General features: G+C 66.0%; 24 protein-coding genes, 1 tRNA gene and 1 riboswitch. Of the genes, 15 read left to right on the top strand and 10 right to left on the bottom strand.

Annotated elements, in window-relative coordinates; genetic code table 11:
- Positions 1-63 precede the first annotated feature (63 nt).
- The 3 genes from meaB to G3A50_RS16090 are packed head-to-tail and all read left to right on the top strand — an operon-like array spanning position 64 to position 2,227.
- The gene (gene meaB / locus G3A50_RS16100; RefSeq protein ID WP_163077728.1) at positions 64-1,053 is read left to right on the top strand and encodes a methylmalonyl Co-A mutase-associated GTPase MeaB; all 990 of its coding nucleotides are present in this window, start codon (positions 64-66) and stop codon (positions 1,051-1,053) included.
- A gap of 18 nt (positions 1,054-1,071) precedes the next feature.
- Entirely contained in the window at positions 1,072-1,569 is a 498-nt protein-coding gene (locus G3A50_RS16095; RefSeq protein WP_246251770.1) for a response regulator, read from the top strand.
- A complete protein-coding gene (locus G3A50_RS16090; RefSeq protein ID WP_163076205.1) occupies positions 1,553-2,227 on the top strand; it encodes a pyroglutamyl-peptidase I in 675 nt (224 codons plus the stop codon). Before G3A50_RS16095 ends, G3A50_RS16090 begins: the two co-directional genes overlap by 17 nt.
- Here G3A50_RS16090 and G3A50_RS16085 read toward each other — a convergent pair.
- Positions 2,205-2,534, bottom strand: a complete 330-nt coding sequence (locus tag G3A50_RS16085) for a c-type cytochrome (protein ID WP_246251767.1) — start codon at positions 2,532-2,534, stop codon at positions 2,205-2,207. The genes G3A50_RS16090 and G3A50_RS16085 overlap by 23 nt on opposite strands.
- Positions 2,535-2,598: 64 nt before the next feature.
- Positions 2,599-3,891 (bottom strand): PQQ-dependent sugar dehydrogenase, encoded by a 1,293-nt coding sequence (locus G3A50_RS16080; protein ID WP_163076204.1) that lies wholly within the window; start codon positions 3,889-3,891, stop codon positions 2,599-2,601.
- Between the two features lie 368 nt (positions 3,892-4,259).
- Here G3A50_RS16080 and G3A50_RS16075 point away from each other — a divergent pair, with 368 nt between their 5' ends.
- The 4 genes from G3A50_RS16075 (at position 4,260) to dmeF (ending at position 7,380) form a co-directional block, all read left to right on the top strand.
- A complete protein-coding gene (locus G3A50_RS16075) occupies positions 4,260-5,186 on the top strand; it encodes a sulfite exporter TauE/SafE family protein (protein ID WP_163076203.1) in 927 nt (308 codons plus the stop codon).
- Positions 5,183-5,980, top strand: coding sequence for a TIGR02186 family protein (locus tag G3A50_RS16070; protein ID WP_163076202.1), 798 nt, complete (start codon positions 5,183-5,185; stop codon positions 5,978-5,980). Before G3A50_RS16075 ends, G3A50_RS16070 begins: the two co-directional genes overlap by 4 nt.
- A 78-nt stretch (positions 5,981-6,058) precedes the next feature.
- Positions 6,059-6,337, top strand: a complete 279-nt coding sequence (locus tag G3A50_RS16065) for a metal/formaldehyde-sensitive transcriptional repressor (protein WP_163076201.1) — start codon at positions 6,059-6,061, stop codon at positions 6,335-6,337.
- Positions 6,338-6,354: 17 nt separating this feature from the next.
- Entirely contained in the window at positions 6,355-7,380 is a 1,026-nt protein-coding gene (dmeF, locus tag G3A50_RS16060) for a CDF family Co(II)/Ni(II) efflux transporter DmeF (RefSeq protein WP_163076200.1), read from the top strand.
- Between the two features lie 4 nt (positions 7,381-7,384).
- Here the strand turns inward: dmeF and G3A50_RS16055 are convergent, their stop codons facing one another.
- Both G3A50_RS16055 and G3A50_RS16050 read right to left on the bottom strand, forming a co-directional pair.
- Complete coding sequence (locus G3A50_RS16055; RefSeq protein WP_163077723.1) at positions 7,385-8,791, bottom strand: AtzE family amidohydrolase; 1,407 nt, start codon at positions 8,789-8,791, stop codon at positions 7,385-7,387.
- 26 nt (positions 8,792-8,817) lie between these two features.
- Positions 8,818-9,018 (bottom strand): DUF4089 domain-containing protein, encoded by a 201-nt coding sequence (locus tag G3A50_RS16050; protein WP_163076199.1) that lies wholly within the window; start codon positions 9,016-9,018, stop codon positions 8,818-8,820.
- 223 nt (positions 9,019-9,241) lie between these two features.
- On the opposite strand from G3A50_RS16050, the gene G3A50_RS16045 reads away from it, so the two are divergent.
- From G3A50_RS16045 to G3A50_RS16035, 3 genes are all read left to right on the top strand, one after another.
- Positions 9,242-9,318 (top strand) — tRNA-His (locus G3A50_RS16045).
- Positions 9,319-9,595: 277 nt separating this feature from the next.
- Positions 9,596-10,792, top strand: coding sequence for a CoA:oxalate CoA-transferase (gene yfdE, locus G3A50_RS16040; RefSeq protein ID WP_246251765.1), 1,197 nt, complete (start codon positions 9,596-9,598; stop codon positions 10,790-10,792).
- Positions 10,793-11,019: 227 nt separating this feature from the next.
- The gene (locus tag G3A50_RS16035; RefSeq protein ID WP_163076198.1) at positions 11,020-12,660 is read left to right on the top strand and encodes a Na+/H+ antiporter; all 1,641 of its coding nucleotides are present in this window, start codon (positions 11,020-11,022) and stop codon (positions 12,658-12,660) included.
- 77 nt (positions 12,661-12,737) lie between these two features.
- Here G3A50_RS16035 and G3A50_RS16030 read toward each other — a convergent pair whose 3' ends face one another.
- Positions 12,738-13,574, bottom strand: a complete 837-nt coding sequence (locus tag G3A50_RS16030; protein ID WP_163076197.1) for a universal stress protein — start codon at positions 13,572-13,574, stop codon at positions 12,738-12,740.
- Between the two features lie 166 nt (positions 13,575-13,740).
- On the opposite strand from G3A50_RS16030, the gene G3A50_RS16025 reads away from it, so the two are divergent.
- The 4 genes from G3A50_RS16025 to clcA all read left to right on the top strand — a co-directional run bounded on the left by G3A50_RS16025 (position 13,741) and on the right by clcA (position 18,404).
- Positions 13,741-14,493 (top strand): ABC transporter permease, encoded by a 753-nt coding sequence (locus G3A50_RS16025; protein ID WP_163076196.1) that lies wholly within the window; start codon positions 13,741-13,743, stop codon positions 14,491-14,493.
- A 4-nt stretch (positions 14,494-14,497) separates the two neighbouring features.
- Positions 14,498-15,685 (top strand): winged helix-turn-helix domain-containing protein, encoded by a 1,188-nt coding sequence (locus G3A50_RS16020; protein WP_163076195.1) that lies wholly within the window; start codon positions 14,498-14,500, stop codon positions 15,683-15,685.
- Between the two features lie 60 nt (positions 15,686-15,745).
- A riboswitch (TPP riboswitch) is annotated at positions 15,746-15,864 on the top strand.
- Between the two features lie 67 nt (positions 15,865-15,931).
- A complete protein-coding gene (locus tag G3A50_RS16015) occupies positions 15,932-16,885 on the top strand; it encodes an ABC transporter substrate-binding protein (RefSeq protein WP_163076194.1) in 954 nt (317 codons plus the stop codon).
- Positions 16,886-17,045: 160 nt separating this feature from the next.
- Positions 17,046-18,404, top strand: coding sequence for a H(+)/Cl(-) exchange transporter ClcA (clcA, locus tag G3A50_RS16010; protein ID WP_163076193.1), 1,359 nt, complete (start codon positions 17,046-17,048; stop codon positions 18,402-18,404).
- A 13-nt stretch (positions 18,405-18,417) separates the two neighbouring features.
- Here the strand turns inward: clcA and G3A50_RS16005 are convergent, their stop codons facing one another.
- The 5 genes from G3A50_RS16005 to G3A50_RS15985 form a co-directional block, all read right to left on the bottom strand.
- Positions 18,418-20,163 carry an ABC transporter ATP-binding protein/permease gene (locus tag G3A50_RS16005; RefSeq protein WP_163076192.1) on the bottom strand — a complete coding sequence of 582 codons (1,746 nt, stop codon included), beginning with the start codon at positions 20,161-20,163 and terminating at the stop codon, positions 18,418-18,420.
- 198 nt (positions 20,164-20,361) lie between these two features.
- Complete coding sequence (locus G3A50_RS16000; RefSeq protein ID WP_163076191.1) at positions 20,362-20,586, bottom strand: hypothetical protein; 225 nt, start codon at positions 20,584-20,586, stop codon at positions 20,362-20,364.
- Positions 20,587-20,801: 215 nt separating this feature from the next.
- Positions 20,802-21,623, bottom strand: a complete 822-nt coding sequence (phnE, locus tag G3A50_RS15995; protein ID WP_163076190.1) for a phosphonate ABC transporter, permease protein PhnE — start codon at positions 21,621-21,623, stop codon at positions 20,802-20,804.
- Positions 21,624-21,782: 159 nt separating this feature from the next.
- Positions 21,783-22,784, bottom strand: a complete 1,002-nt coding sequence (phnD, locus tag G3A50_RS15990; RefSeq protein ID WP_163076189.1) for a phosphonate ABC transporter substrate-binding protein — start codon at positions 22,782-22,784, stop codon at positions 21,783-21,785.
- 14 nt (positions 22,785-22,798) lie between these two features.
- Entirely contained in the window at positions 22,799-23,659 is an 861-nt protein-coding gene (locus G3A50_RS15985; RefSeq protein ID WP_163076188.1) for a phosphonate ABC transporter ATP-binding protein, read from the bottom strand.
- Between the two features lie 227 nt (positions 23,660-23,886).
- Here G3A50_RS15985 and G3A50_RS15980 point away from each other — a divergent pair, with 227 nt between their 5' ends.
- Positions 23,887-24,348: a hypothetical protein gene (locus G3A50_RS15980; RefSeq protein WP_163076187.1), complete on the top strand. Its 462-nt coding sequence runs from the start codon at positions 23,887-23,889 to the stop codon at positions 24,346-24,348.
- The last annotated feature ends 50 nt before the right edge of the window (positions 24,349-24,398 follow it).

Below are 24,398 nucleotides of genomic sequence, written 5' to 3'. Positions count from 1 at the left end.
CGCCTCGTCAGGCCGGGTGGTCGCTGCTAGCATTGCCCTGACAACGCGCAGGCACCGATTTTGATCCAAGCTCCTCTCCTTCCCGCTCTCGAAGAACTCGCCAGCGGCGTGCGCGCCGGCCGTCGCGCCATGCTTGCGCGGGCGATCACGCTGGTGGAATCGCGCAAACCCGAGCACCGCAAAATCGCCGAGCAGTTGCTGCAGGAACTGCTGCCCTTCACCGGCAGCGGGGTGCGCGTTGGCATCACCGGCGTACCCGGCGTGGGCAAGTCGACCACGATCGATGCGCTCGGCACGCAGCTCATCGCGCAGGGCCATCGCGTGGCGGTGCTGGCGGTTGACCCGTCCTCGACCCGGACCGGCGGTTCGATCCTCGGCGACAAGACCCGGATGGCGAGGCTCTCCCTGGATGAGCGCGCCTTCATCCGCCCCTCCCCCTCCGCCGGCACGCTCGGCGGCGTCGCCGCACGCACGCGCGAGACCATGCTGCTGTGCGAAGCCGCCGGCTACGATGTCGTGCTCGTCGAAACCGTCGGCGTCGGGCAGTCGGAGACCGCCGTGGCGGACATGACGGACACCTTCCTGGTGCTGATGCTGCCCGGCGCCGGTGACGAGCTTCAGGGCATCAAGAAGGGCATCATCGAAATCGCCGACATCGTCGCCATCAACAAGGCGGACGGTGCCAATGCGACGCGGGCCCGGGCTGCGGCCGCCGACTACAGAGCCGCACTGCACGTTCTCGGCACACGCGAGCCTCACTGGTCAACACCCGTGCTCACATACTCCGGTCTGACCGGTGAGGGTATCGAGGAGCTTTGGCAGCAGGTCCTGCTCCATATCGCGCGCGCGCAGGGCGCCGGTGCCTTCGCGACCAAGCGCAGCGCTCAGCAGGTCAAATGGATGTGGACGCTGTTCGATGACCGCCTGCGCGAGCGCATTCGCAGCGACGCCACCCTGCGCGCGGATATTCCCGCCATTGAAAGCGCTGTCGCGGAAGGCACGCTCGCCCCGACTTTGGGGGCTTCGAAAATCGCGGGCCTGCTCAGTCTCTGACCTCGCAAAAAAGCCGGATTGCGAGGCAAAAGTGACGGCAGGGCAAAAATCACTCAGGAAACGGATTCGCAGCCGCGCCGACATGGTGCGACGCGATCCGGTGGGGACGACAAGGAAGACATGGCCGATAACCCGCTTTCCGGGCGCAAAGTCTTGATTGTAGAAGACGAAACGCTCGTCGCCATGATGATGGAGGCGATGGTCGAGGAACTCGGCGCCACCGTTATCGGGTCGAAGGCGCGCGTCGGCGAAGCGCTCGACTTCATCGCCACCCGCCACCACGAGATCGATATCGTGATGCTGGACCTCAATCTCGGCGGCACGCGCTGCTATTCGGTCGCCAGCGCCGCCACGGGGCACGGCATTCCGTTCGTTTTTTCAACCGGTTATCAGGATGGGGACATCATTGAGGAATGGCGCGACCGTCCCATGCTGACCAAGCCTTTCCAGCTCTCGGAGCTCCAGGGTGCACTCGCGCTGGCGCTCGGCGCCGGGCTTAATGCCGGACAGGCCTGAGCGCCGGCGGCTCCCGACAGGCGAGGCCGACGCGGGAAAGCCGCGCATATTGATCACCGGCTTCGGCCGATTTCCCGGCGCTCCCTCGAATCCTTCCGGCTTTTTCGCCCGCAAGCTGGCGCGCAGCCGGCGAGTACATGACGCACGCCTCGACGTCAGGGTTCTGCCGACGAGCTGGGACGAGGCGGCCCGCTTCCCCTCGATGCTTGATCGAATCGATCCGGACATCGTGCTGATGATCGGGCTGGCGGCACGGCGCCCGCAGGTGTGTGTCGAACTCATCGGACGAAACGCAACCGGCATGTTTCCCGACGCGAACCGCCGCCGCCCCGCGGCGCGGCGACTGGCCAAAGGCGGCGCGGACACCTACGCCTGCGCAGCCTCACCCGCGCCCCTGCTCCACGCATTGCGGCAGTCTGGCGTGCCTGCACGAGTCTCACGCGATGCCGGCCGCTATGTCTGCAACGCCCTCGCCTTTTCGGCCTATGGCTGGGCCCGGCGCACGGGACAGCATCGCCTAGCGGTCTTCGTCCACATCCCCCTGCCGCATGCGGGCGTGCTCTCGGCAGCACGCCTCGAACGCGGCCTCGAAGCGGTGCTGGCCGCGCTCCTCGCCGAGCACCGCTCAAGCCGACTTACTGGGGTTGCTGAACGCTGATCTGGATCGACGCGTACCACGCGGCCAGATTGGCGATGTCGTCGTCGCTCAGGCTCTTGGAGACGATCGTCATCATCTCGTTGGTACGCGCGCCGGAGCGAAAGTCGCCCAGCGCCTTGACCAGATAGATCTCGACCTGCCCGGCCAGATTGGGTGCCTCCGGATATTGGGCAATGCCTGTCGGGCCATGGCACACGGCGCATTGTACGGAGGCCTTGGCCTTGCCGACCTTGGCGTCCCCCGCCATCGCCGGAGAGCACACGATTATCGATGCCGCGAGGAGCGGCATGCAGTCAGTCCATTTCATGATGGGTCCCGGCCGTCGAATGAGTTCCCGCGGCCGGCGCTGCCGACCGCGGGAGGTGCTTCAGTTATTCCCCGTAGGAAATGCGGTAGATCGCGCCGGACGTGTCATCGGAGACCAGCAGCGAGCCGTCATTGAGCTGGATGACAGATGCCGGACGACCCAGATACTCGCCGTTATCCGTCAGCCAGCCTTCCGCGAAGGGCATGGCCTCGCCGGCGGTGCCGTCTTCGTTGACCGGTGTGAACATCACCCGCGCCCCGACCGGCGTGGTGCGGTTCCATGAACCGTGCTGCACCGAGAAGATGCCGCCGCGATATTTCTCAGGGAACTGCTTGCCGGTGTAGAAGGTCATGCCCAGATCGGCCGCATGGGCCGTCATCTCGACCTGCGGCATCACCACGTCGGCGGGCGGTGTCTGGTCCTTGTACTCGGTCGTGCGCACCGAGCCGCCACCATAATAGGGGAAGCCGAAGTTGAGACCCGGTCCGGTGGCGCGGTTCAGTTCGCCCGGCGGGATGTCGTCACCCATGCCATCGACCTGATTGTCGGTGAACCACAGGGTCTTGTCCTTGGGATTGAAGTCCATGCCGACCGAGTTGCGGATGCCCCAGGCATAGATTTCGCGGTTCTTGCCATCGCGATCCATCGCCAGGATTCCGCCAAGGCCGTGCTCCTTATAGAGATCGAATTTCTCCGGCGGGAACACGTTGAAGGGCTGGCCGACCGTGATGTAGAGCCGGTTGTCAGGCCCGATACGGCAGACGCGCGCGGTGTGGTTGAAGGATTCCTCGCTCGCGGGAATCAGCTCGCCCTGCTTGACCACTTCCACGGCGGCCACGTCCGGCCCCTCATAGAAGAACTCCGCCGCGGGGAAGAGCAGCACCCGGTTCTGCTCCGCCACGAACAGGAATCCGTCCTTGGAGAAGCAGACGCCGTTCGGCAGCTTGAACTCGACGGAAGGCGCGAACACCTTCACCTCATCCGCGACACGGTCCTTGTCGCGATCGGTTACCGCCCAGACCTTGGACTTGCGGGTCCCGACAAAGACGACACCGGTCGTTGGCCCGACCGCCATCTCGCGTGCATCGGGCACGATGGCGTAGAGCGCGATCTTGAAGCCATCCGGCAGTTTGATGCCGGAAAGCGTCTTGTTGAACGCGTCCACGCGCGGCCCGGTCTGGGGCACGGTCTCCATTTCCATGGAGGCGCCAGTGGTCTTGAAGTCGGACAGCTTCTTGAGATTGTCGGTTGCCTGCGCCCACGCCGGAGCGAGCGATGACGAGATCAGGAAAGCACTGGCAAGCATGGTTGATGCCAGCAGCGCAGCGGGCCGCTGGCCGCGCCGGAAAATAGCCATGGGGTTCCTCCTAGACGAATTCGGACCTCGATCGGGTCCGTTGGCGGAGGTACGCTAGCACGCAGACACCCTGTGTTAAGTCAGCAAGTATGACCCTTCTTCAATATTCACGACAATTACATAAAGAAATGAACACCACATACCAGGGTGCAACATAATAATACTACACATGAATATTTTTATATTAGAGATACCGCATAATTCATACCAGAAACCGGCGGGCCGGCCGCCAATGCCCATCGAGACAGCCGCGCACGTTGATGCACGTGTCTGAACGCGCGTGTCGCGCGCTTATTCCTTGTTAGCGGAATCCTGCTAATTCCAATGCGAACGCCGCAGCCTGATCGTCCCGCGCACCGGATTGTTCCGTGACCATCTATCTTCCGATCGCTGAACTGCCGGTGAATATCTTCACCCTCCTCGCCATGGGCATCGCGGTGGGGTTCATCTCCGGCATGTTCGGTGTAGGCGGCGGATTCCTGATGACTCCGCTGCTGATCTTTCTCGGCGTGCCCCCCGCCGTGGCGGTGGCAAGCGTGTCGACCCATATGGCCGCCTCGTCCTTCTCCGGAACGCTCAACTACATGCGGCGAAAGCTGGTGGACGTTGAACTGGGCCTTGTCCTGCTGGCGGGAGGCCTGGCGGGAACGCTCGTCGGCGTGCTGACCTTCCACGTGCTGCGACGCTTCGGTCAGCTCGATCTCGTCATCGCGATCGCGTATGTCGCGCTGCTTGGCACCATCGGTTCGCTGATGGTGATCGAGAGCGTGCGCGCCCTGCTGCGCGAATGGCGCGGGGTAAAAGCCCAGTTGCGGCGCCCCGGCGCCCATCCCTGGTTCCTGCGCATGCCGTTCAAGATGCGTTTCCGCCAGTCCCGCATCTATGTCTCCATCATCCCGGTGGTAACGATCGGCTTCACCATCGGCGTCATCGGCTCGCTGATGGGCGTCGGCGGCGGCTTTCTGCTGGTTCCGGCGCTGATCTACCTTCTGCGCGTGCCGACACTGACCTCGGTGGCCACCTCGCTTCTGCTGACGCTTGTGACCATGGTCGCAGCCATCATCATGCATTCCATCTTCAACCATACCGTGGACGCCGTACTCGGGCTGGTGCTGATGGTGGGGGGCACCATCGGGGCCCAGTTCGGCGCCCGCGCCGGGCAATCCATGAAGGCGGAGAATCTGCGCTTCCTGCTCGGCGTGCTGGTGCTGGCCGTCGGACTTCGGGTCGCCTACGATCAGGTTGCCCGGCCGGCGGAGCTCTACGCGGTCACCATTGACGAGAGCACGCGATGAGCAGGTCCCTCGCCCTGCTCATCCCCCTTATTCTGGCGCTGCTCGGCGTACCGGAGCCAGCGGCGGCGCAGCCGGAGGCCCCGCAGTCCCATCTCGTGCTCTCGCTCTCGAAGTCCCGCGTGACCATCGCCTCGAGCTTCGCCGGCGACAGCATCGTCCTGTTCGGGGTCATCGAGCCGCAGCCGGGCCTGGCGCTCGACGCGGCGTTCGATGTCGTCGGCACGGTGCGCGGGCCCGACGAGAGCTTCGTGACCTGGCGCAAGGAGCGGCGCTTCGGCATGTGGGTGAATGTCGACAGCCGCTCCTTCCTGGCCGCGCCGTCCTACCTCGCCGTTCTGAGCAACCGCGCGCCCGCCCTCATGGCCGACCCCGAGCTACTTCGGCAGGAGCAGGCGGGTTTCGCGGAGAACCGTTTGCTGCAACGGGTGGGAGCCGACTATGCGGACGTAGTGCCCGACGACCCGTTCCGGCAGGCCTTTCTGCGTGTGAAGCAGTCCCAGGGGCTGTACTTCGAGCGCACCAACGCCGTCGAGTTCATTTCGCCGCGCGTGTTCCGGGCGGTGATCCCAATCCCCGGCATCGCTCCCGTTGGCACCTATTCGGTCGAGGTGAAGGTTTTCACCGACCGCATGCTCATGGTCAGCGGCACTGTCAGCTTCGACGTCACCAAGGTCGATTTCGAGCAGGCGGTCGCCACCGCCGCGCAGGACCATGCCTGGCTCTATGGGCTGGCAACCGCCCTTGGCGCCCTCGCGGTGGGCTTCATCGCCAATCTCGTCTTCCGTCGCGACTGATCGATGCCAGCCACGTCGAGGGGTGACATTGCCGACGTGACGTATAATATAGGGAGGTACCCTATATTCGAGAGAGCGATGTCCCACACGATCAAGGAAAAATCCCGGCTGCTGGCGCGGGTGCGGCGTATTCGCGGGCAGGTCGAGGCGGTGGAACGCGCGCTTGAAGCGGAGATCGGCTGCGCCGACGTGCTCCAGCTCGTCGCCTCGGTGCGCGGGGCGGTGAACGGCCTCTCGGTCGAATTGATCGAAGACCACATGCGCCACCACGTCGTCGACCCGGCCACCGAACCGGACCCCGCACGCGCACGCGGCGCGGGCGAACTGCTCGACGTCATCCGCACCTATCTGAAGTGATCCTCGGAGCACTCGCCATGCATCAGAAAACCTCGCCCGCCCTCGCCATCGGCACGCTCTCGGACGTCCACGGGCATAACTTCCTCGGCGAAGATCATCGCCGCCACGAGCGCCGCACCTGGATCGTCATTGCCATCACCGCGAGCGTGATGGTGCTGGAGATCGCCGCCGGCTCGATGTTCGGCTCCATGGCGCTGCTGGCCGATGGCTGGCACATGTCGACCCACGCCGCCGCCATGCTCATCACCGCATTCGCCTATCGCTACGCGGCGCGCCACGCGGACGATGCGCGCTTCAGCTTCGGCACCGGCAAGGTCGGCGATCTCGCAGCCTTCGCCAGCGCCATTGTGCTCGCCATGGTGGCGCTGCTGATCGGCTGGGAGAGTGCCCTCCGGATCGCCGCACCGGTATCAATCGACTTCAACGAAGCGATCGTGGTGGCGATCTTCGGCCTGGTGGTGAATCTGGTCTGCGCCTGGCTGCTGCGCGACGACCACGACCATTATCATGGCCACGGCCACGGCGGGCATGACCATAAAAGCCACTCCCATGAAGACGAGCACGACCACGACCATCCGCATGGCATGCCGCCACAGGCGAACAAGGCCGCTCGCGACAATAATCTGCGCGCCGCCTATCTGCACGTGCTGACCGATGCCCTGACCTCTGTCTTCGCCATCCTCGCCCTGCTTGGCGGCAGCCTCTACGGCTTTCTCTGGCTGGATCCGGTCATCGGCGTCGTCGGCGCCGTTGTCATTGCCCGCTGGTCCTTCGGCCTGCTGCGGGACACGGCCCGCGTGCTGCTCGATTTCTCGGCGCCGCGCCGCGGCCTGACGCAGGCCATTCGCACGACGCTGGAGCGTCCCGACGTGACGGTCACGGACCTGCATGTGTGGCAGATCGGCCCCGGCCACCACGCGGCGGTCGTGGCGCTACGCGCCGCCACGCCCAAAGCGCCCGGTACCTACAAGGACCAGCTCGCCCATATTGACGGGCTGTCCCATGTCACCGTCGAAGTAAACGCGCTCCCGCGCGCGGCCTGAGCCGCTAAAGCGAAGGCTCCGGCGCGACGGCGACGCCGGCGGCCTCTAGAACCCGTGCCGCTTTCAACGCCGCGTCCTCCCGCCAGGGCGCGGCGATGAGCTGCACGGCGATCGGCAGCGGCTCCCCGCCAGGAATCGGCGCGGCCACCACCGGCAGTCCGATGAAGGAAATCGGCTGCGTGTAGATGCCGATATTCGGCCGCACCAGCATTTCCTTGCCGTCCAGCACAAAGGTCGCCTGCCCGCTTCGCGGCGCCGGCACCGGCGTCGCCGGGGCGATCAGCACATCCCATTCCTGAAACAGCTCCAGTGCCCGGTCGTGAAACCAGCGCCGGAACTTCTGCGCCCGCGCGATCCACGCAGCCGGCAACACCGCACCCGCGAGCAGCCGTTCGCGCACCGCCGGATCGAAATCGCCGGGCCGGTCGCGCAGGCGGTCGAGATGGAGCGAGGCGCCCTCCGCCATGGTGATGATGAAGGCCGCCGCCCGCGCCCGCTCGACCTCCGGCAGTTCAACCGTCCGCGTGGCGCCCAGCGCCTTGGCCGCGCGCGCCACCGCCTCATAAGCCTGCGGCGTGCCTGATCGGGCGAACCAGCCACCGAGCACCGCGACGCGAAGGCCGTCTGCGTCGCCGAGCTGCGGCAACGTCGGCTCGGCCGGTCGCCCGGTCATGGCCGGGTCATCCGGATCGGGGCCCATCAGCGCGTCATAGACGGCCGCGAGGTCGCCGACATTGCGGGCAAAGGGGCCGAGATGGTCGAAGCTGGCCACGAAGGGAAAGCTGCGCGCGCGCGACAACCGTCCATAGGTCGGCTTCAGGCCGAAAATGCCGCAGAAGGACGATGGCACCCGGATCGAGCCATTGGTGTCCGAGCCCAGCGCGAGCGGCACCAGCTTGCCCCCCACCGCCGAGCCTGAACCGCCCGACGAACCGCCGGACATATGGTTGATGTCATGGGGATTGCGCGAATTGCCGTCATGCAGGTTCTCGCCGGTGAAATCATAGGCGTACTCGCCCATGTTCAGTCCGCCGAGACAGACGGCCCCGGCAGCGGTCAGCCGCTCCACCAGCGTCGCGTCGCGGGTCGCCGGGGCGTGGTCGCGATTGATCCTGGAGCCCGCCCGCGTCGGCAGGCCCTCCAGATCGAACAGGTTCTTCACCGCGAAGGGCACGCCGGCCAGCGGCCCAAGTTCGGCGCCCGCCGCACGAGCCGCATCCAGCGCGTCGGCCTGCGCTCGGGCACGCGCGGCCGTCACATCGGTAAAGGCATTGAGCACGGGGTCGATGGCGGCGATGCGGGCAAGCGCCACTTCCACCACCGCACGCGCGCTGATCCGCCCCTCGCGCACGGCGCGGGCAAGGGCGAGTGCCGGGCCGGCGAACAATTCGGCGGCGACGGGATCGGGGATGGCGGGTTCAAGACCGGTGGGCGCGCTCACGGCAGGTACACCGGCGCCGGTTCGGCCTCGTCAGAAAGCGGAAAGGAGGTAACGATTTGAGCCATCTCCACCGCCGTGCGCAGATGCATCAGCACGCGCGGACGAAGTTCTGGCTCAAGCGGCAGTTCGGCCACGGCCAGCGCCGCATCGAGAAAGGCCCCGAGGTCGGCCTCGGCCTTGGGATGTTGCCCGTCCATGATATCCTCCCGCTCAGGGCGCCGCCGCGCCCGTTAGCCATTGTATGCATCAATGCATACATGAAGCATGCCACGACGCCCTGCTGCCGGATGATATCCGGAACCCGCCCGTGGGCACTTGTCCACCGTTCGCAGCCGCGCCCGAAACATGAGGCGCGCTTACCGCGTGAGGTGGTCTTGCAAAGCGGAGGCCGCCCAAGTAGGTTCCGCGCCGTTCTGGCACGCAGCTGTAGCTCAGTTGGTTAGAGCGCCGGTCTGTGGAACCGGAGGTCGGTGGTTCGAGCCCACCCAGCTGTACCAGAATCACCCGCACGAACGACACTCGCCGGGCCCTCGGGCCTATCGGGGGCGCCGGGACGAAGGGCTTGGGCTCGCCCCTCGCGTGCGTCGCCGGCTTACCCGCGCATTCCCTGCCTGCATTGTCATCCGCTGATCGCCGCCGTGCAGCCTTGTCGCATTCGCCGCGCGGCGCGGATCGGGTGATTTCGTAGAATCGGCACCATCGTGGTGCGGTATGTGTCGCAGCTGCACGGGTCCGCGGAAGGGCGACCCGGTCGAGGCACGGAGGAGACGCGCCATGAACGCGGCTGACATGAACGCGGCTGACACGAGCCCGGCTGCCAGCAGCTCGGCCGCAACACCTGCCGCCGGTCCGCTCTCGGGACTGCTGGTCATTGACCTGACCCATGTCCTCAACGGCCCCTTTGGCACCATGATGCTGGCCGACCTCGGCGCCCGCGTCATCAAGGTGGAACCACCCGGCCATGGCGACGACACCCGCGAATACGGCCCCTTCCTGGGCGACACATCGCTCTATTTCGCCTTCGTCAATCGCGGCAAGGAGAGCATCGTTCTCGACCTCAAGGCCGACGCCGATCGGGCCGTGTTCCTGAACATGGTGCGCCGGGCGGATGTGCTGGCGGAGAATTATCGCCCCGGCGTCATGGCGCGCCTCGGCTTCTCCTATGAGGAGCTCGCCAAGGTGAACCCACGGCTGGTCTATGCCTCCTCCTCGGGATTCGGACAGAACGGACCGCTGGCGACCTATCCTGCCTATGACACCATCATCCAGGCCATGAGCGGGCTGATGAGTATGACAGGCTTCCCGGATGGGCCGCCGACCCGTGTCGGCACCTCGCTGTCGGACCTGCTCGGCGGACTGCACCTGTTCGCCGGCATCACCAGCGCGCTCTATGCCCGCGAGAAGACCGGCAAGGGAACGCATGTCGACGTGTCGATGTTCGATTCGACGCTCGCCTTCCTGGAGCACGGCGCGATGGAAGTCACGGCCACGGGCCACGCGCTGGAGCGGATCGGAAACCGGCATCCCTTCCTCGCCCCCTTCGATCTGTTTGAATGCGCGGACGGACACGTCGCCATCTGCTGTGGAAACGATCATCTGTTCCACGCGTTGAGCGCGGCGATCGGGCGCCCGGAGCTGGCAGACGACGCACGCTTTCGCGACAACTCGGCCCGCATCGCCCATGTCGACGCCCTGAAGAGCGAGCTGGAGACCGAACTGAAGCGCCAGCCGGCCGCTCACTGGCTGCAGTGTATCCACGCAGCCGGCGTGCCCGTCGGCCCGTTGCTCAACGTGGCGCAGGCTTTCGCGGAACCGCAGATAAAGGCGCGCAACATGCAGATCGAAGCCGGCGGCATCACCATGCCCGGCACGCCCTTCAAAATGGCGGGCTATGCCGACCCCCACATCCGCCCCGGGGCTCCCGCGCTCAACGCGCACAATGCCAGCCTTCGGCAGGAGTTCATGGTGTAGGCGTCGACGTGCGCGTCCTGGCGCAAAGGTGTTCGAATGCGACAACGCGATGCCAACCGGCAAGTGCGAGGGTCGGGAAAATGAGATCGTTCATCTCGACGGCCCCGCCGTCGTTCCCCTCCCTCGATTAATTCAGGTGACGATGGTGTCCATTCCATCGTCACCTCTTTTTTTGTCGGGCGACCGGGAGGCCGGCGCGCTCATGTCCTTTTGCGAGAGAGCTGCCCATGGGCGCGATCTGGATCATCCTCGTCCTGCTGACCGGCGTCGTCCTGTCGCATTGGATCGCGCGGGCGCTGGGTAACCGCATCGCGCTGCCGCTGGTGCAGATCGCGGCAGGCGCCGCCATCGGGCTGACCAGCGATCTCGGCGTGAAAATGGAACCGGAGCTGTTCTTCGTGCTCTTCCTGCCGCCTCTGCTGTTTCTCGATGGCTGGCGGGTTCCCAAGAAGGATCTTCAGGAGAACGCCCCGTCAATTCTCTCGCTCGCCTTTGGTCTGGTGTTCTTCACCGTGTTCGGCCTCGGCGCGCTGCTTCACCTCATGGTGCCCGCCATGCCGCTCGCGGTCTGCTTTGCTCTCGCGGCGGTGCTCTCGCCCACCGATGTGGTTGCGGCGACCGCCATGGCTGCGAACGTGCCGATCCCGCGCCGCATGCTGCGCGTGCTGGAAGGAGAAGCGCTGTTCAACGATGCGTCCGGCCTGGTGTGCCTGCGGCTGGCTGTGGCGGCAGTGATGACGGGAAGCTTCCAATTCTGGCCGTCCCTGGGAAGCTTGGTCTGGGCCGCGGCCGGCGGCATCGCCGTGGGTGCCGCGCTCAGCCTGCTGGTGTCCTCCATCAAGTTCTGGATCGTCGCGCGCCTCGGCGAAGACACCTCGTCGCAGATCCTCATCAGCCTGCTGACGCCCTACGCGACCTACATACTCGCGGATTCGATCGGCTGCTCGCCCGTGCTTGCAGCGGTCGCCGCCGGCATGATGATGAGCTGGGTCGAGCTTTCCGGACGCGCGCTGGCCCTCACACGGATCCGCCGCAACGCGGTGTGGGAGACGCTGCAGTTCGCGCTGAACGGCGCGATCTTCCTTCTGCTCGGCGAGCAGTTGCCCGACATCATGTCCCGCGTCAGTGCCAGCGCCGCCGAAAGCGGACATCCGGGCCTGGGCTGGCTCGCCCTGTATGTGCTGGCGATCACAGGCGCCCTCGCCGTGCTGCGCTTCACCTGGGTGTGGATTTCGGTTGCCATCTCGCTGCACCGGCACCCCGCCCCCGCGGGTGGGCGCACAAGGCCGAACTGGCGGCTTGTCACGGCCATGTCGACCGCTGGCGTGCGGGGCGCAATCACGCTCGCCGGTGCATTAAGCCTGCCCTTCGTCCTGCCGGATGGCGCGCCGTTTCCTTCCCGCGACCTGGTGATCCTGATCGCGGCCGGCGTGATCCTGCTTTCCCTCATCGTCGCCAATGTCAGCCTGCCCAGCCTGCTGGACGGCATTGAAGGGCCACCCGAGCCACATCGGGACCTGCAGGAGCGCAACGCGCGGATCGAGGTCGCCAAGGCGGCGATCGCGGCACTTGCGAGCGCGGGAGAGCGGGGGGATAGCGGCGATGGTGTCTATCTCGCGGCCGTCGCCTCGGTCGCGGACTCCTACCGGCATCGCCTGTCTCAACTTCAGCCCGAAGCGACAATGCCCGTCAGCGATACCATCGAACGCCATGACGAGGAGGAACTCCACATCCTGGCGCTAAAGGCCGAACGCGCGGCCATCGTCAAACTGTCCCGTGGCCATCGCGTCTCCGCCGATCTCGCCCAGAAACTGCTGCGCGAGACCGATCTCGCCGAAGCCGCCTTCCAGGCCGCATCCGAGGGCTAGAGCTTTCGCCCAGCGCAAAAAAAACCCGGCGCGAAGGGTGCGCCGGGTTCGGTCTTGCGGTCGTCAGGCCGGAAGGATCAGTGCGCGAGGAACATCGGCACCGTCATGCGGTCCAGCACGTCGCGGGTCACGCCGCCCAGCACGAACTCGCGCAGCCGCGAATGGCCGTAGCCACCCATGATCACCATGTCGATGTCGCGCGCCGCAATTTCCTTCAGCAGCACGTCGACCACGCTTTCGTCAGAGCCCGGCACCAGGCTGCGCAGTTCGACCGTCTTCTCGTGGCGGGCAAGGTGGCGGGCAAGGTCGGCACCGGGAAGCGCATTGGCCTTCTTGGTCCGGCCGGTCTCCACGACGACGGCCTCGACAAGATTAGCATGCGCAAGCAGCGGCCGGGCCTCGGCAACCGCGCGAGCGGCGGCACGCCCGCCATCCCAGGCCACCATGATGCGCTTGGCCGAGAACGGCTTGTTGTACTGGCGCGGCACGATGAGCACCGGCCGTCCCGAATCGAACAGCACCGCCTCGGTGATCACTTCCTCGGCGCCCATGCGGTCGGCATCGGACTGGTTGACGATGGCGAGGTCGTAGAGACGCGACATCACGCCAATCTGCTCGGCTGCGCCACCGGGCGTGCCGTCGACCCGGCGCACTTCACCGCTCAATCCCATGGACCGTGCGGCCTCGCCGAAATGGTCGATGGCGACCTGCGCCATGCGCTGGCTCTCCGCCCGCTGCGACTGCAGGAAGTCGGTTGAGAACGCCTCGGTGTAAACCGGCGGAACATCGATCTCATAGGTCACCGCGACACCGGTAAGGTGCGCTCCGAGCTGGGACGCCGCCGAAACCGCATAGTCGGCTGCCGTGTCCACGCCTTCACCCACACGAAGGCTGACGAGAATGTCCTTGATCATGGTGCGTCTCCACTCCTTGTCTTGTTCTACGTTCCGCAACGTTAAGACCAATCAACTGGCGCTGCGTTGACAGGCGTCAAGGGATACCATGTTCGCGCCGACATCGAAGTCGCATCCCTGGCCCCTCCCGTCTATAAGGGTCTCGACTAATGTAGGATTTCCCCGCATGGCCGCCATAGGGCGCGCACTCGCCATCACCTTCTTTCTGCTGGGCATCTGGGAAGGCGCCGTGCGTCTTTTCAAGGTGCCCGCCTATATCCTTCCGGGCCCGCTGCGCATCGCGCTGACGGGGTGGGACAACGCGGCCATCCTCGCACACAATGCCGCGATTACGCTGGGCGAGATGCTCCTCGGGCTGGTCTGCGGCTCGGTGCTGGGCGTCGCCTGCGCGCTTGCCATGGCCTCCTCGCCGATGGCACGGCGCGCGATGCGGCCGGTTCTGCTGGTGGCACAGGCGCTGCCGGTCTTCGCCATTGCCCCGCTGCTGGTCATCTGGTTCGGCTTCGGCCTGTCCTCGAAGATCGTGATGGCGAGCCTCATCATCTTCTTCCCCGTCGCTTCCGCCTTTCATGATGGCCTTGCACGTACCGAGCAGGGGCTGGTGGACCTCGCCCGCCTGAGCGCAGCCGGCACTTTCACCACGCTGCGCCTCATCCGCGTGCCCGCCGCGCTCCCCGCGCTCGCCTCGGGACTGCGCGTGGCGACAGCGGTCGCGCCCATCGGGGCCGTGGTGGGAGAATGGGTGGGCGCCTCCGCGGGGCTGGGCTATCTGATGATCTATTCCAACGCCCGCATGCAGACCGACATGGTCTTCGCCGCCCTCGCCGTCCTGCTCGCCATCGCCTTGACACTGTTCGCACTGGTCGACCGCGCCCTTACCCGCATGGTGCCGTGGGCGCCGGAAACAACGCCGGACTAGTACGATGCTCCAGCTTTCCAACGCAGATGCGCGGCGCATCTTCATCGCCCGACAGGGGCTCAGCCGGCCGCGCGGCAAGCTTGGCAAGGCAGAGCTGCTCGCGCTGATCCACGAGATCGGTTTCGTGCAGGTCGACAGCATAGCCACCGTCGAGCGCGCCCATCATCACATTCTGTTCGCGCGCAATCCGAGCTACCGGCACGAGCATCTGGCCGCCCTTCTGGAGAAGGATGGCGAGCTGTTCGAGCACTGGACCCATGACGCCTCCATCATTCCCAGCGCCTTCTTCATCTACTGGAAGCACCGCTTCGCGCGGGCCCGCGACAGCCTCGCGGAACGCTGGCGCAGTTGGCACGAGAACGGCTTCGAGACCTATGTCGACCATGTGATGGAGCGGGTGAAGCGCGAAGGCCCCCTGATGGCCCGCGACTTCGAGGCGGAGAAGCGCCCGCCCGGCGGATGGTGGAACTGGCACCCGGAAAAGACCGCGCTCGAATATCACTGGCGCACCGGCACCTTCGCCATCGCCGGGCGCGAGGGTTTCCAGAAGGTCTACGACCTCACCGAGCGCGTGATACCCGCTCGCCACTTCGAGGGTGAGGTCAGCGTGGACGCCTTCGTCGACTGGGCGTGCAGTTCCGCACTGGAACGGCTCGGCTTCGCCACTCATGGCGAGATCGCCGCATTCTGGGACCTGGTTTCGCCCGACGAGGCACGGCGCTGGGTGGCGGCCAACGCCTCCCGGCTGGAGCCGGTCTCCATCGCGCTGGCCGATGGCAGCCGCACCCGTGCTTCCCACGCCTTCAGGGGATGCGCCGAGGCCTTCGCCGCCCTGCCCCCGCCGCCGGCACGCCTCAGGGTGCTCAGCCCGTTCGACCCGCTGCTGCGCGACCGCAACCGGGCGGAGCGCCTGTTCGGATTCACCTACCGGATCGAGGTCTTCGTGCCCGCCCCGAAGCGGGTCTACGGCTATTACGTCTTCCCCATTCTCGAGGGCGACCGCATGGTCGGACGGATTGACATGAAAGCCGACCGGAAGGCCGGCGTGCTCGATGTGCGCCGGCTCTGGCTGGAGCCCGGCGTGCGCGCCTCCACCGGCCGCCTCGCGGCCCTCGACGCCGAACTCGGGCGCCTTGCCCGCTTCGCCGGAGTGGAGCGTGTCGCCTATCTGGATGGTTGGCGCGGCGCGTGAACCGCCCGCAACTCCGCGTTTCCCATACATTTGCCCCGGCATGCCAGCTCTGCTAGCGTTGCCGCGTCCGAGGGGTGTCCCGCCGGCCCGCAAGGGTCTCAGGGGCTGAGATGGCACATGCCAGACCCTTTGAACCTGATCCGGGTCATGCCGGCGAAGGGACGGAACGTCGGTGGGTCCTGCGGGGTCCCGCGCCGGAATTCCCCCGAAAGCTCATGTGCCGGATCTCCAACTGCGAGGAGATCCATGTTCAAGACCAAAACCTTCAAATTCATCGCCGCCGCCACTTTCGGCCTCGCGCTGTCGCTGACGCCGGCCGCCGCGGCCGACAAGCTCACCGTGCTGCTGGACTGGTACGTCAATCCCGACCACGCCCCGCTTGTCATCGCCAAGGAGAAGGGGTTCTTCGAGGCCCACGACCTCGATGTGGATCTGGTGGCTCCCGCCGACCCTTCGGCCCCGCCGCGCCTTGTTGCCGCCGGGCAGGCCGATATCGCGGTCAGCTACCAGCCCAGCATCTATCTCTCGGTGAATGAGGGCCTGCCGCTCGCGCGTATCGGCACACTGGTCTCGACACCCCTGACGGCACTGGTGGCGCTGAAGGACGGGCCGATCAAGTCGATCGCCGACCTCAAGGGCAAGACGGTCGGCTACTCCGTGGCCGGACTGGAAGACGCTCTGCTCGGCACCATGCTCACCGATGCCGGCCTCAAGCCGAGCGACGTCACCATGATCAACGTCAACTTCGCGCTCTCGCCGGCGCTGGTGGCGGGCAAGGTCGACGCCGTGATCGGCGCCTACCGCAATTTCGAACTCACCCAGATCAAGCTGGAAGGCAAGGAAGGCGTCGCCTTTTTCCCGGAAGAGCATGGCGTGCCCATCTTCGACGAGCTGATCTACGTCGCGCACAAGGACAAGCTGGCCGACCCGCGCCTGAAGCGCTTCCTCGCGGCTGTGGAGGACGCGACGATCTACGTGCTCAACCATCCGGATGAGGCCTGGGCCGTCTTCGTCAAGGCGAACCCGAAGCTCGACGACGAGCTCAATCGCACCGCGTGGAAGGACACGCTGCGCCACTTTTCCCATGCCCCTGCCGCGCTGGACACCGGGCGGTATGCGCGATTCGCGCAGTTCATGAAGGACCACGGGCTGATCGACAAGGTCGAGCCGGTCGCCACCTATGCGCCGGCGCTGCCGTGATCGGACGATCTTGGCGGCTCTGATCGGTACCGGAAAAGGTGCGCCGCGAAACGATGAAACGTTTCGCGGCGTATAAATTGGCCCGCTCCATGCTTCCGGTACACGGTCGACGGTGATACCGATGCCCGCGAATTGAACGGTCCGGAGGTCGAGAACGGGAATGGCCATTCTGTCGGGCAACGTGGCGTACTTCGCCGCGGCCATCGTCATAGGGGCAACCGTCGGGCTCGTCGGCTCCGCCTTCCACTTCGGTGTCGACATGCTCGCCCAGGGCTGGCCAACCTTTCTCGACACGGGGATGGGGCTGGACGGCCCGGCGCTTTATGTTGCCGCCGCGCTGGTGGCCGCTGCCATGACCCTGGTCTCGCTCTGGCTGGTGCGGCGCTTCGCGCCGGAGGCCGCCGGCTCGGGCGTGCCCGAGATCGAGGGCGCGATGGAAGGTCTGCGCGAGGTGCATTGGCGCCGCGTGCTTCCCGTGAAGTTCGTCGGCGGCCTGCTGGCGCTGAGCTCGGGCATGGTGCTCGGCCGCGAGGGCCCCACCATCCATATCGGCGCCTCGATCGCCAAAGCCGTCTCCGACCTGATGGGCTGGACCGCACGCGACATGCGCGCCCTGCTCGCGGCCGGCGGCGCGGCCGGCCTTGCCGCCGCCTTCAACGCTCCTCTCGCCGCGGTCCTCTTCGTCATCGAGGAAACCCGCCGCCAGTTCCCCTATAGCGCCCGCACCTATATCGCGGTCGTGCTGGCCTCCGTTTCCAGCGCCATTGTCACCACGTCCATCACCGGCAGCGTGCCATTCATGCTGTTGGTGGTGCCGGAAGTGCCGATGGGCATGTATCCGGTGTTCATCGTGCTGGGCCTGCTGCTCGGCGCTGTCGGTGTCGGGTTCAACCGGACGCTTGTCTGGTCGCTCAACACCGTCCGCCGCATTGGGCTGCGCTGGTCGTTCTACATTTTCCCGGCCGTCGTCGGCCTGATCGTCGGCGTGCTGGTGTTCGCGCTGCCCGAGGCCACCAAGGGTGGCGAGATCCTCGCCGTCACACTGGCCAAGGAAGGCCGCCCGCTCGGTATTCTCGCGCTCATCGTCGTGCTGCGCTTCACCATGACCATGGCGAGCTATTCCACCGGCGTCACCGGCGGCATCTTCGCGCCGATCCTGGCATTGGCGACCACGATCGGGCTCTGCTACGGCACCGCGATCGACACAGTGGTGGCGCTGCCCGACAACGGCCTGCAGGCTCTCGCCATCGCGGCCATGGGCGGGCTGTTCGCATCAACCATCGGCGCGCCGCTGGTCGGCGTGGTGCTGGTGATGGAACTGACCGGCTCCTACGGCATCCTGGTGCCGGTCATGCTCACCACCATCTTCTCCAACATGATCGCGCAGTCACTCGGCGGCCGGCCGATCTATGAGATCCTGCTGGACCGTACCCTGGCGCTTGAGGCGGAAGCCACCGCATCGCCGGAAAGCCCGGCCAAGGCACCCGCGCCCGCCGTGCCGACAGCCCCCGTGGCCTGACGGCTTCCCGGCGTCACTCCGCGGCAAGCGGGGCCGCCATGGCGAGCCGTCCCGGCCCTTCGGCGGGACGTTCCAGCTTCAGGTGCCGCTCGTGCAGCTCCAGCAGCGTGGAGCGATGGCCGATGGAGAGGATGGCGCTGTTGGCCAGCCGCTCGCGCAGCACACCGTACAGCCTGGCCTCGCCCGGCTCGTCGAGGGCCGACGTCGCCTCGTCCAGCAGCAGGATGTCGGGCCGGATGAGCAGCGCCCGGGCTACCGCCAGCCGCTGCTGTTCGCCGCCCGACAGCACAGCCGACCACAGTCCGCGTTCGTCGAGCCGGCCGGCGAGTTCGGGAAGCCCAACGGCCTCCAGCACCAGCCGAAGCTCCTCGTCGGAATAACGTTCCATGGGATCGGGATAGGCCAGCGCGCCGCGCAGCGAACCCACGGGCAGATAGGGTCGTTGCGGCAGGGTCAGCACGCGCGCGCCGGCCTCCACGGCCACCTCGCCATGGCCATAGGGCCAGATACCGGCCAGCGCGCGCAGCAGCGTGCTCTTGCCCGAACCCGACGGCCCGGTGAGCAGCACCCTGTCGCCCCGCCGTACTGTAAGCCCCTCCACCGTCAGCAACGCCTCGCCATTGGGAAGACGCACTTCGAGGTCGGTCGCGTTCAGCGCGGAGCCGTCATTGGCCGGCACCTGCCGATAGCCCGAATTCAGCGCCTCGCCCTGCGTGGTCTCGACCGAGTGCTGGAAGCCGGTCAGTCGGTCGACCACGGACTTCCACTCCGCCAGCGAGGAATAGGCGTTGATGAAGAAGGAGAAGGCGCCCTGCACCTGCCCGAAGGCGGAAGCGGTCTGCATCAGCTGACCGAGCGCGATGTTGCCGCCGAAATAGGCCGGCGCGACCACGATAAGCGGGAATACCGCTGACAGCTGCCCATAGCCCGCGGTGAACCAGGTCAGCCGCTTCTGGGCGATCATGATCGACCAGAAATTATGCGCCACGCTGGTGAACCGGGTGAGCAGCCGCTCGCGCTCCACCCCCTCGCCGCCCATCAGCGCGATCTGCTCGCCATTCTCGCGCACGCGCACCAGATCGACGCGGTAGTCCGCCTCGAAACGCTGCTGGTCGTAGTTCAGCTTCACCAGCACCCGCCCGATGAGGTGGGTAAGCAGCGTGCCGACGGCGGCGTAGGCGAACGCCGCCCAGACCAGATAGCCGGGAATATCAAGCGACAAGCCGAAAAGATTGAACGCGAAATCCCCGGAAAGCCCCCACAGGATCACCGCGAAGGAAACCAGCGTCATCACCGCGCTGAGCAGCCCGATGAAGATGCCGATGGTCTGGGTGACATAGGCGCGGATGTCCTCCGCGATGCGCTGGTCCGGATTGTCGGCGCTGTCGCCCTTCAGGCGCATGCGGTAGTGCGTCTCGTTGGCGAGCCAGGCGGAAAGATACTTCTCCGTCATCCAGGTACGCCAGCGGATCTCCAGCCATTGCCTCAGATAGATCTGGTAGACGGCGATGATGATCGCCACCGTCGCATAGAAGCCGAACAGCCAGAGCTGATGCGTAAACGCCGCGTAGTTCTTTTCCTGGATCGCATTGTAGAACGCGTTGTTCCACTCGTTGATCAGGACGCTGGCATAGACCCAGCCAACCTCAAGCGCGATCACCGCCGCGAGCAGCGCGCCACCGCGCCATTTGTCATCGCCGCGAAAATAGGGAATCGACAGCCGCCACACATCGGCGAGCAGGGCAAGAATCGAGCGCAAGAAAGCTACTCCGAAGTCTGGGGGCGCCAAGACACACGTCGGCAGGGATTGACGAATACTAGTGTCGCCAATCTCAGCCGAATCATGGCCGGCGAATTAAACTTTGGAAAGCTATGACCTTGCGTCAATTCTGTGCGGAGCGTGCGGCGCGCGCCGTGCCGTAGGGCGTGCGCCGCTGCCTGTGCGTTCGGCGGATGCTCAGCGTTTGGCGGGGGTGGCTGGTTTGGCCGCCGGTTGAGCGACCACCGGCGCGGTCGGCGCCGGGCTCATGCCGAACAGCGCCTTCCAGGGCTGGGCCGATTCATGCAGGGTGCGATAGAAATTGACGCGGTCGTCCTTGCTGCGCCCACCTGCATGCGCCGCGCCCGCGCTCAGGGCCATGACAGCCGCCACCATCGCCACGGCGATCTCTTTTCTCGACATAGACGTTACTCCGTTCGGGCGCCTTCTGCGCCCATTCGGAGATTCAGCTATGTGCCCGCCGACGCCCCGCAAGCCGGCAGGAGGCCTGGCGTCATTGCGAAAACGCACGATAAAATGGGCGGAAATCGCAGCAAGGCACGGCCTATCGGCCCGTGCTTGATGTCGAAGCCAATTCTTCGGGCCAGGTTTCTGGCCCGCGCCCACCTGCCACTCGTCTAGATGAACCGCTTGCGGATGCGCTGGCTGACCATGTCGAGCACGGAAACCGTCAGCACCACCAGGATCAGAATCGCGGAGGCCTGCGAATACAGGAAGCCGCGCATGGTTTCGTTGAAGGTCATGCCGATACCCCCGCCACCCACGATGCCAAGCACGGTCGCCGACCGCACATTGGATTCGAAGCGGTACAGCGCGTAGGAAATCCACAGCGGCAACACCTGCGGGATCACCCCGAAGACGATCTCCTGCAGCCAGGTGCCACCCGTGCCGCGAATGCCCTCGACCGGCGCGGGGTCGATCGCCTCCACGGCTTCGGAGAACAGCTTGGCGATCACGCCCGTGGTATGGATGAACAGCGCGAGTACACCGGCGAACGGGCCGAGCCCGACCGCGGCGATGAAAATCAGCGCGAACACCAGTTCGTTGATGGCACGGCAGGCATCCATCATCCGCCGCACCGGGAACGCCACCCAGCCCGGCACGACATTGTCCGCCGACAGCACGCCGAGCGGAATGCCCGCGATGACCGCGAGCAGCGTGCCCCAGATCGCAATCGCCAGCGTCTCCAGCATTTTGTCGAAGTAGAGGCTCAGCTCCGAGAAGTCGGGACGCAGGAAGTCGGCACCAAGCGTCGCCATGTTGCCGGAATCGCGCACCAGCTGCGCCGGGTCCATCTCCGCCTCATACCAGGCGAAAACCAGCACCGCGATCGTGATGGCGCCGAGCAGAAGGCGCCCAAGCTGGGTCGCCAGCGGCACCTGCGGAGGCGGCGGCATGGTACTCGTCGCGGCACGGTGGACGGCGTCGAAGGCGAACATGGCGTGGGCATTCCTCGTCACATGTCTCGCCCAGGGCGAGACGGCGCGGTGTGCAGGGGCGTTATTTCAAGAAGATCCCGGAAGGGCGCCGTGCCCCTCCGGGATCTGCGTCGCGGCGGTTCGACGGGCACTAGGGACGAGGCCCCGCACCCGCCCCGATCACATGGCCGGGGTCTTCTTCATCTGCTCGTCGAGGCTGGCGAGCTGGGCGTCGATGGCTTCAAGCTTCTTGGCCTTCTCGTCGGCGGAGAGCTTGGTGTCGGCCTCGATCTTGAGACGGTCCTTGAACAGCGCCAGCTGGCGGATGGGATAGAGCTGGGCATTCGAGGACGGCACGAACACGCCCCAGCCATCCGAGGTCTTGGCGAGGACGGCGCGCTGGCGCTCGACTTCCGCGTCCGAGCCGAGGCGGCCATAGGTCAGGAAGAAGGTGTAGATCTTCGCCTTCAGGTCGGCCGGCAGGTCCGAGCGCCACACCAGCGGGTCGGACGGGATGAGCGGCGAGCGCCACACTTCCTTGATCTTGGCCGCGTCGTCGGGACGAAGCTGCTTCAGGCGGTCCATCGACTCGGTGTTGTTCGTGGCGATGTCGACCTGCTTGTTGGCGACGGCCAGCGCATTGCCCTCATGGTTCGACACCACGACGCGCTTGAAGCACTTATTGGGGTCGACCTTGTTGAGCGCGAACACGTAGTAGCTCGGCACCAGGTTGCCCGAGGTCGAGTTGGGATCGCCATTGCCGAAGTTCAGGCCCTTCGAGCAGTCGATCACGTCCTTGAGGGTGTTGACGTTGTTGTTGTCGGCATTGGCGATGATGAGCGAGTAGTAACCCTTGGTGCCGTCCGGCTTGGTGGTCTGGACGAACACTTCGCCTTCCGCGCGGTCCACGGCTTCCATCGCCGACTTGTTGCCGAACCAGGCAAGGTCGACCTTCTTGAAGCGCATGCCTTCGATCACGCCGGCATAGTCCTGGGCGAAATACGCCTTGACCGGAATGCCGACCGCCTTCTCGAGGTCCTTGAGCATCGGGTCGAAGCTCTTGGCGAGGCCGGCGGAGGACTCGGTGGAGATGATGCCGAAGTTCAGCTCCTTGATTTCCTCGGCCGCCAGCGGGGCGGTGAGGCCGGCGAGCACGAGGCCGGCCGCAAGAATGCGCTTCATGAGGGTCGCTCCTGTCAGGATACGGGCTGGGATGATGGGTGATGGGTGACGGCGGGAGCCGCCACCGCGAACTGGCTCGGCAGGATCAGCTCCTCGGCGCTGGCGCCGTAGAGCTCGGTCAGGAAGCCGGCATTGATCTTCGAGGCGGGACCGTCGAACACGACGCGACCACCGTTCATCGCGATCACGCGGTCGAAATAGGCGGTGGCGTAGTCCACCTGGTGCAGCGAGACGACAAGCGCGATGCCGTAGTCCCGGCTCATGGTCACCAGCGTGTCCATCACCCGTTTCGCCGATTTGGGATCCAGCGAGGCGATCGGCTCGTCGGCAAGCACCAGCTTGGCGCCCTGCACCAGTGCGCGGGCAATGGCGACGCGCTGCTGCTGGCCGCCGGAGAGTTCGCGCGCCCGCTTGGCGGCGTGCTGGGCGATGCCGACCTCGGCCAGCGCGGCATAGGCGGTGCGTTTCTCATCGGCATTGAACAGGCCGAACGTGCCGCGCAGCGCGCTGATGCGCCCCAGCACTCCCACCAGCACATTGGTCATCACCGACAGCCGGCCGGAGAGCGCGAACTGCTGGAACACCAGCCCGATATTGCGCCGCGCCGCGCGCACCTCGCGGGCCAGGCGCCCGTTCTCCTGCACGCGGATGCCGAACGCGTGCACGGCGCCAGAGCCACCGCCCTGCGCATCCGCCAGTATGAGACCGGCAGCGAGGCGGATCAGCGTGGATTTGCCCGAGCCGGAAGCCCCGATCAGCGCGACGCGTTCCCCCTCGCGGATCGTCAGCGAGACGTTGTCGACAGCGCGGAGGTTGGGGCCCCCCTTCGAGCCGTAGGTCTTGCTTACGCGGTCGAGTTGGAGAGCTGCCGCCATCGGTCCCCCGTCAGCCAGTTAAAATCCAGCTTGGGGTATCGGCGGGCGGTGACGCGTGGATGAACCTTGCGTAACGTTTCGATGACGCTCGCCCTGGGCGCCTGTGACACGCCCCGGCCTCTCAACTAACCGTTAAACCAACCGCCAATGGCCGGCGGTGCCCGGTTGACCCTGCGGGGCGTGGGGCGTCACAGTCCTCCGGGGCGCGCCGTGCCCGGGGGGAAGCCATGTATTACGCAATCATCCTGCTCACCATGGTGGTGCTGCCGATCTTCAGCATCTCGGCCGAGCTGGCGACCACCACTGGCATTGGCGGTTTCCTCGCCGTGTCGATCAAATGGTTCGCGTTCTGGGCGGTCGGCGTGCGGCTGCTGCTCGCCGGCATCACCCAGATCTGGAAACCCGGCTTCACGCTCAAGAGCATTCTCGGCGTGGACGAGCCGCGCGCCTATATCATCGCCCGCGAACTCGGCTTCGCCAACACCTCCATCGGTCTGGCCGGCCTGCTCTCCATGCTGTTCAGCAGCTGGACGCTGCCGGTGGCCTTCATCGGCGGCGTCTTCCTCGGCCTTGCCGGCATCAACCATCTCAGGCGCCCGCACCGCGGCATGCGCGAGACCGTGGCCATGGCGAGCGATCTCTGGGGTTCGGCGGTGCTGCTGCTGGCCTTCGTGATGAACCTGTTCTGAGGGCGGGCGGCGCCCCGGTCTTCACCGCGACGCCCTGATCAGCCGAGCCC

Origin of the sequence: Ancylobacter pratisalsi (genome assembly GCF_010669125.1) — a bacterium.
Taxonomy (GTDB): Bacteria; Pseudomonadota; Alphaproteobacteria; order Rhizobiales; family Xanthobacteraceae; genus Ancylobacter; species Ancylobacter pratisalsi.
Note: the sequence above shows the minus strand (reverse complement) of the source record. Positions and strands in the feature narration are given on the sequence as shown.

Bases quoted from the DNA above. Each gene is read 5' to 3' on its own strand.
- G3A50_RS16025 (WP_163076196.1), top strand. From the start codon at position 13,741: ATGGCCGCCATAGGGCGCGCACTCGCCATCACCTTCTTTCTGCTGGGC.
- yfdE (WP_246251765.1), top strand. From the start codon at position 9,596: ATGAACGCGGCTGACATGAACGCGGCTGACACGAGCCCGGCTGCCAGC.
- clcA (WP_163076193.1), top strand. From the start codon at position 17,046: ATGGCCATTCTGTCGGGCAACGTGGCGTACTTCGCCGCGGCCATCGTC.
- G3A50_RS16030 (WP_163076197.1), bottom strand. From the start codon at position 13,574: ATGATCAAGGACATTCTCGTCAGCCTTCGTGTGGGTGAAGGCGTGGAC.
- G3A50_RS16015 (WP_163076194.1), top strand. From the start codon at position 15,932: ATGTTCAAGACCAAAACCTTCAAATTCATCGCCGCCGCCACTTTCGGC.
- G3A50_RS16090 (WP_163076205.1), top strand. From the start codon at position 1,553: ATGCCGGACAGGCCTGAGCGCCGGCGGCTCCCGACAGGCGAGGCCGAC.
- G3A50_RS16020 (WP_163076195.1), top strand. From the start codon at position 14,498: ATGCTCCAGCTTTCCAACGCAGATGCGCGGCGCATCTTCATCGCCCGA.
- phnE (WP_163076190.1), bottom strand. From the start codon at position 21,623: ATGTTCGCCTTCGACGCCGTCCACCGTGCCGCGACGAGTACCATGCCG.
- phnD (WP_163076189.1), bottom strand. From the start codon at position 22,784: ATGAAGCGCATTCTTGCGGCCGGCCTCGTGCTCGCCGGCCTCACCGCC.
- dmeF (WP_163076200.1), top strand. From the start codon at position 6,355: ATGCATCAGAAAACCTCGCCCGCCCTCGCCATCGGCACGCTCTCGGAC.
- G3A50_RS15985 (WP_163076188.1), bottom strand. From the start codon at position 23,659: ATGGCGGCAGCTCTCCAACTCGACCGCGTAAGCAAGACCTACGGCTCG.
- G3A50_RS16035 (WP_163076198.1), top strand. From the start codon at position 11,020: ATGGGCGCGATCTGGATCATCCTCGTCCTGCTGACCGGCGTCGTCCTG.
- G3A50_RS16085 (WP_246251767.1), bottom strand. From the start codon at position 2,534: ATGAAATGGACTGACTGCATGCCGCTCCTCGCGGCATCGATAATCGTG.
- G3A50_RS15980 (WP_163076187.1), top strand. From the start codon at position 23,887: ATGTATTACGCAATCATCCTGCTCACCATGGTGGTGCTGCCGATCTTC.
- G3A50_RS16050 (WP_163076199.1), bottom strand. From the start codon at position 9,018: ATGGACGGGCAACATCCCAAGGCCGAGGCCGACCTCGGGGCCTTTCTC.
- G3A50_RS16070 (WP_163076202.1), top strand. From the start codon at position 5,183: ATGAGCAGGTCCCTCGCCCTGCTCATCCCCCTTATTCTGGCGCTGCTC.
- G3A50_RS16065 (WP_163076201.1), top strand. From the start codon at position 6,059: ATGTCCCACACGATCAAGGAAAAATCCCGGCTGCTGGCGCGGGTGCGG.
- G3A50_RS16000 (WP_163076191.1), bottom strand. From the start codon at position 20,586: ATGTCGAGAAAAGAGATCGCCGTGGCGATGGTGGCGGCTGTCATGGCC.
- G3A50_RS16080 (WP_163076204.1), bottom strand. From the start codon at position 3,891: ATGGCTATTTTCCGGCGCGGCCAGCGGCCCGCTGCGCTGCTGGCATCA.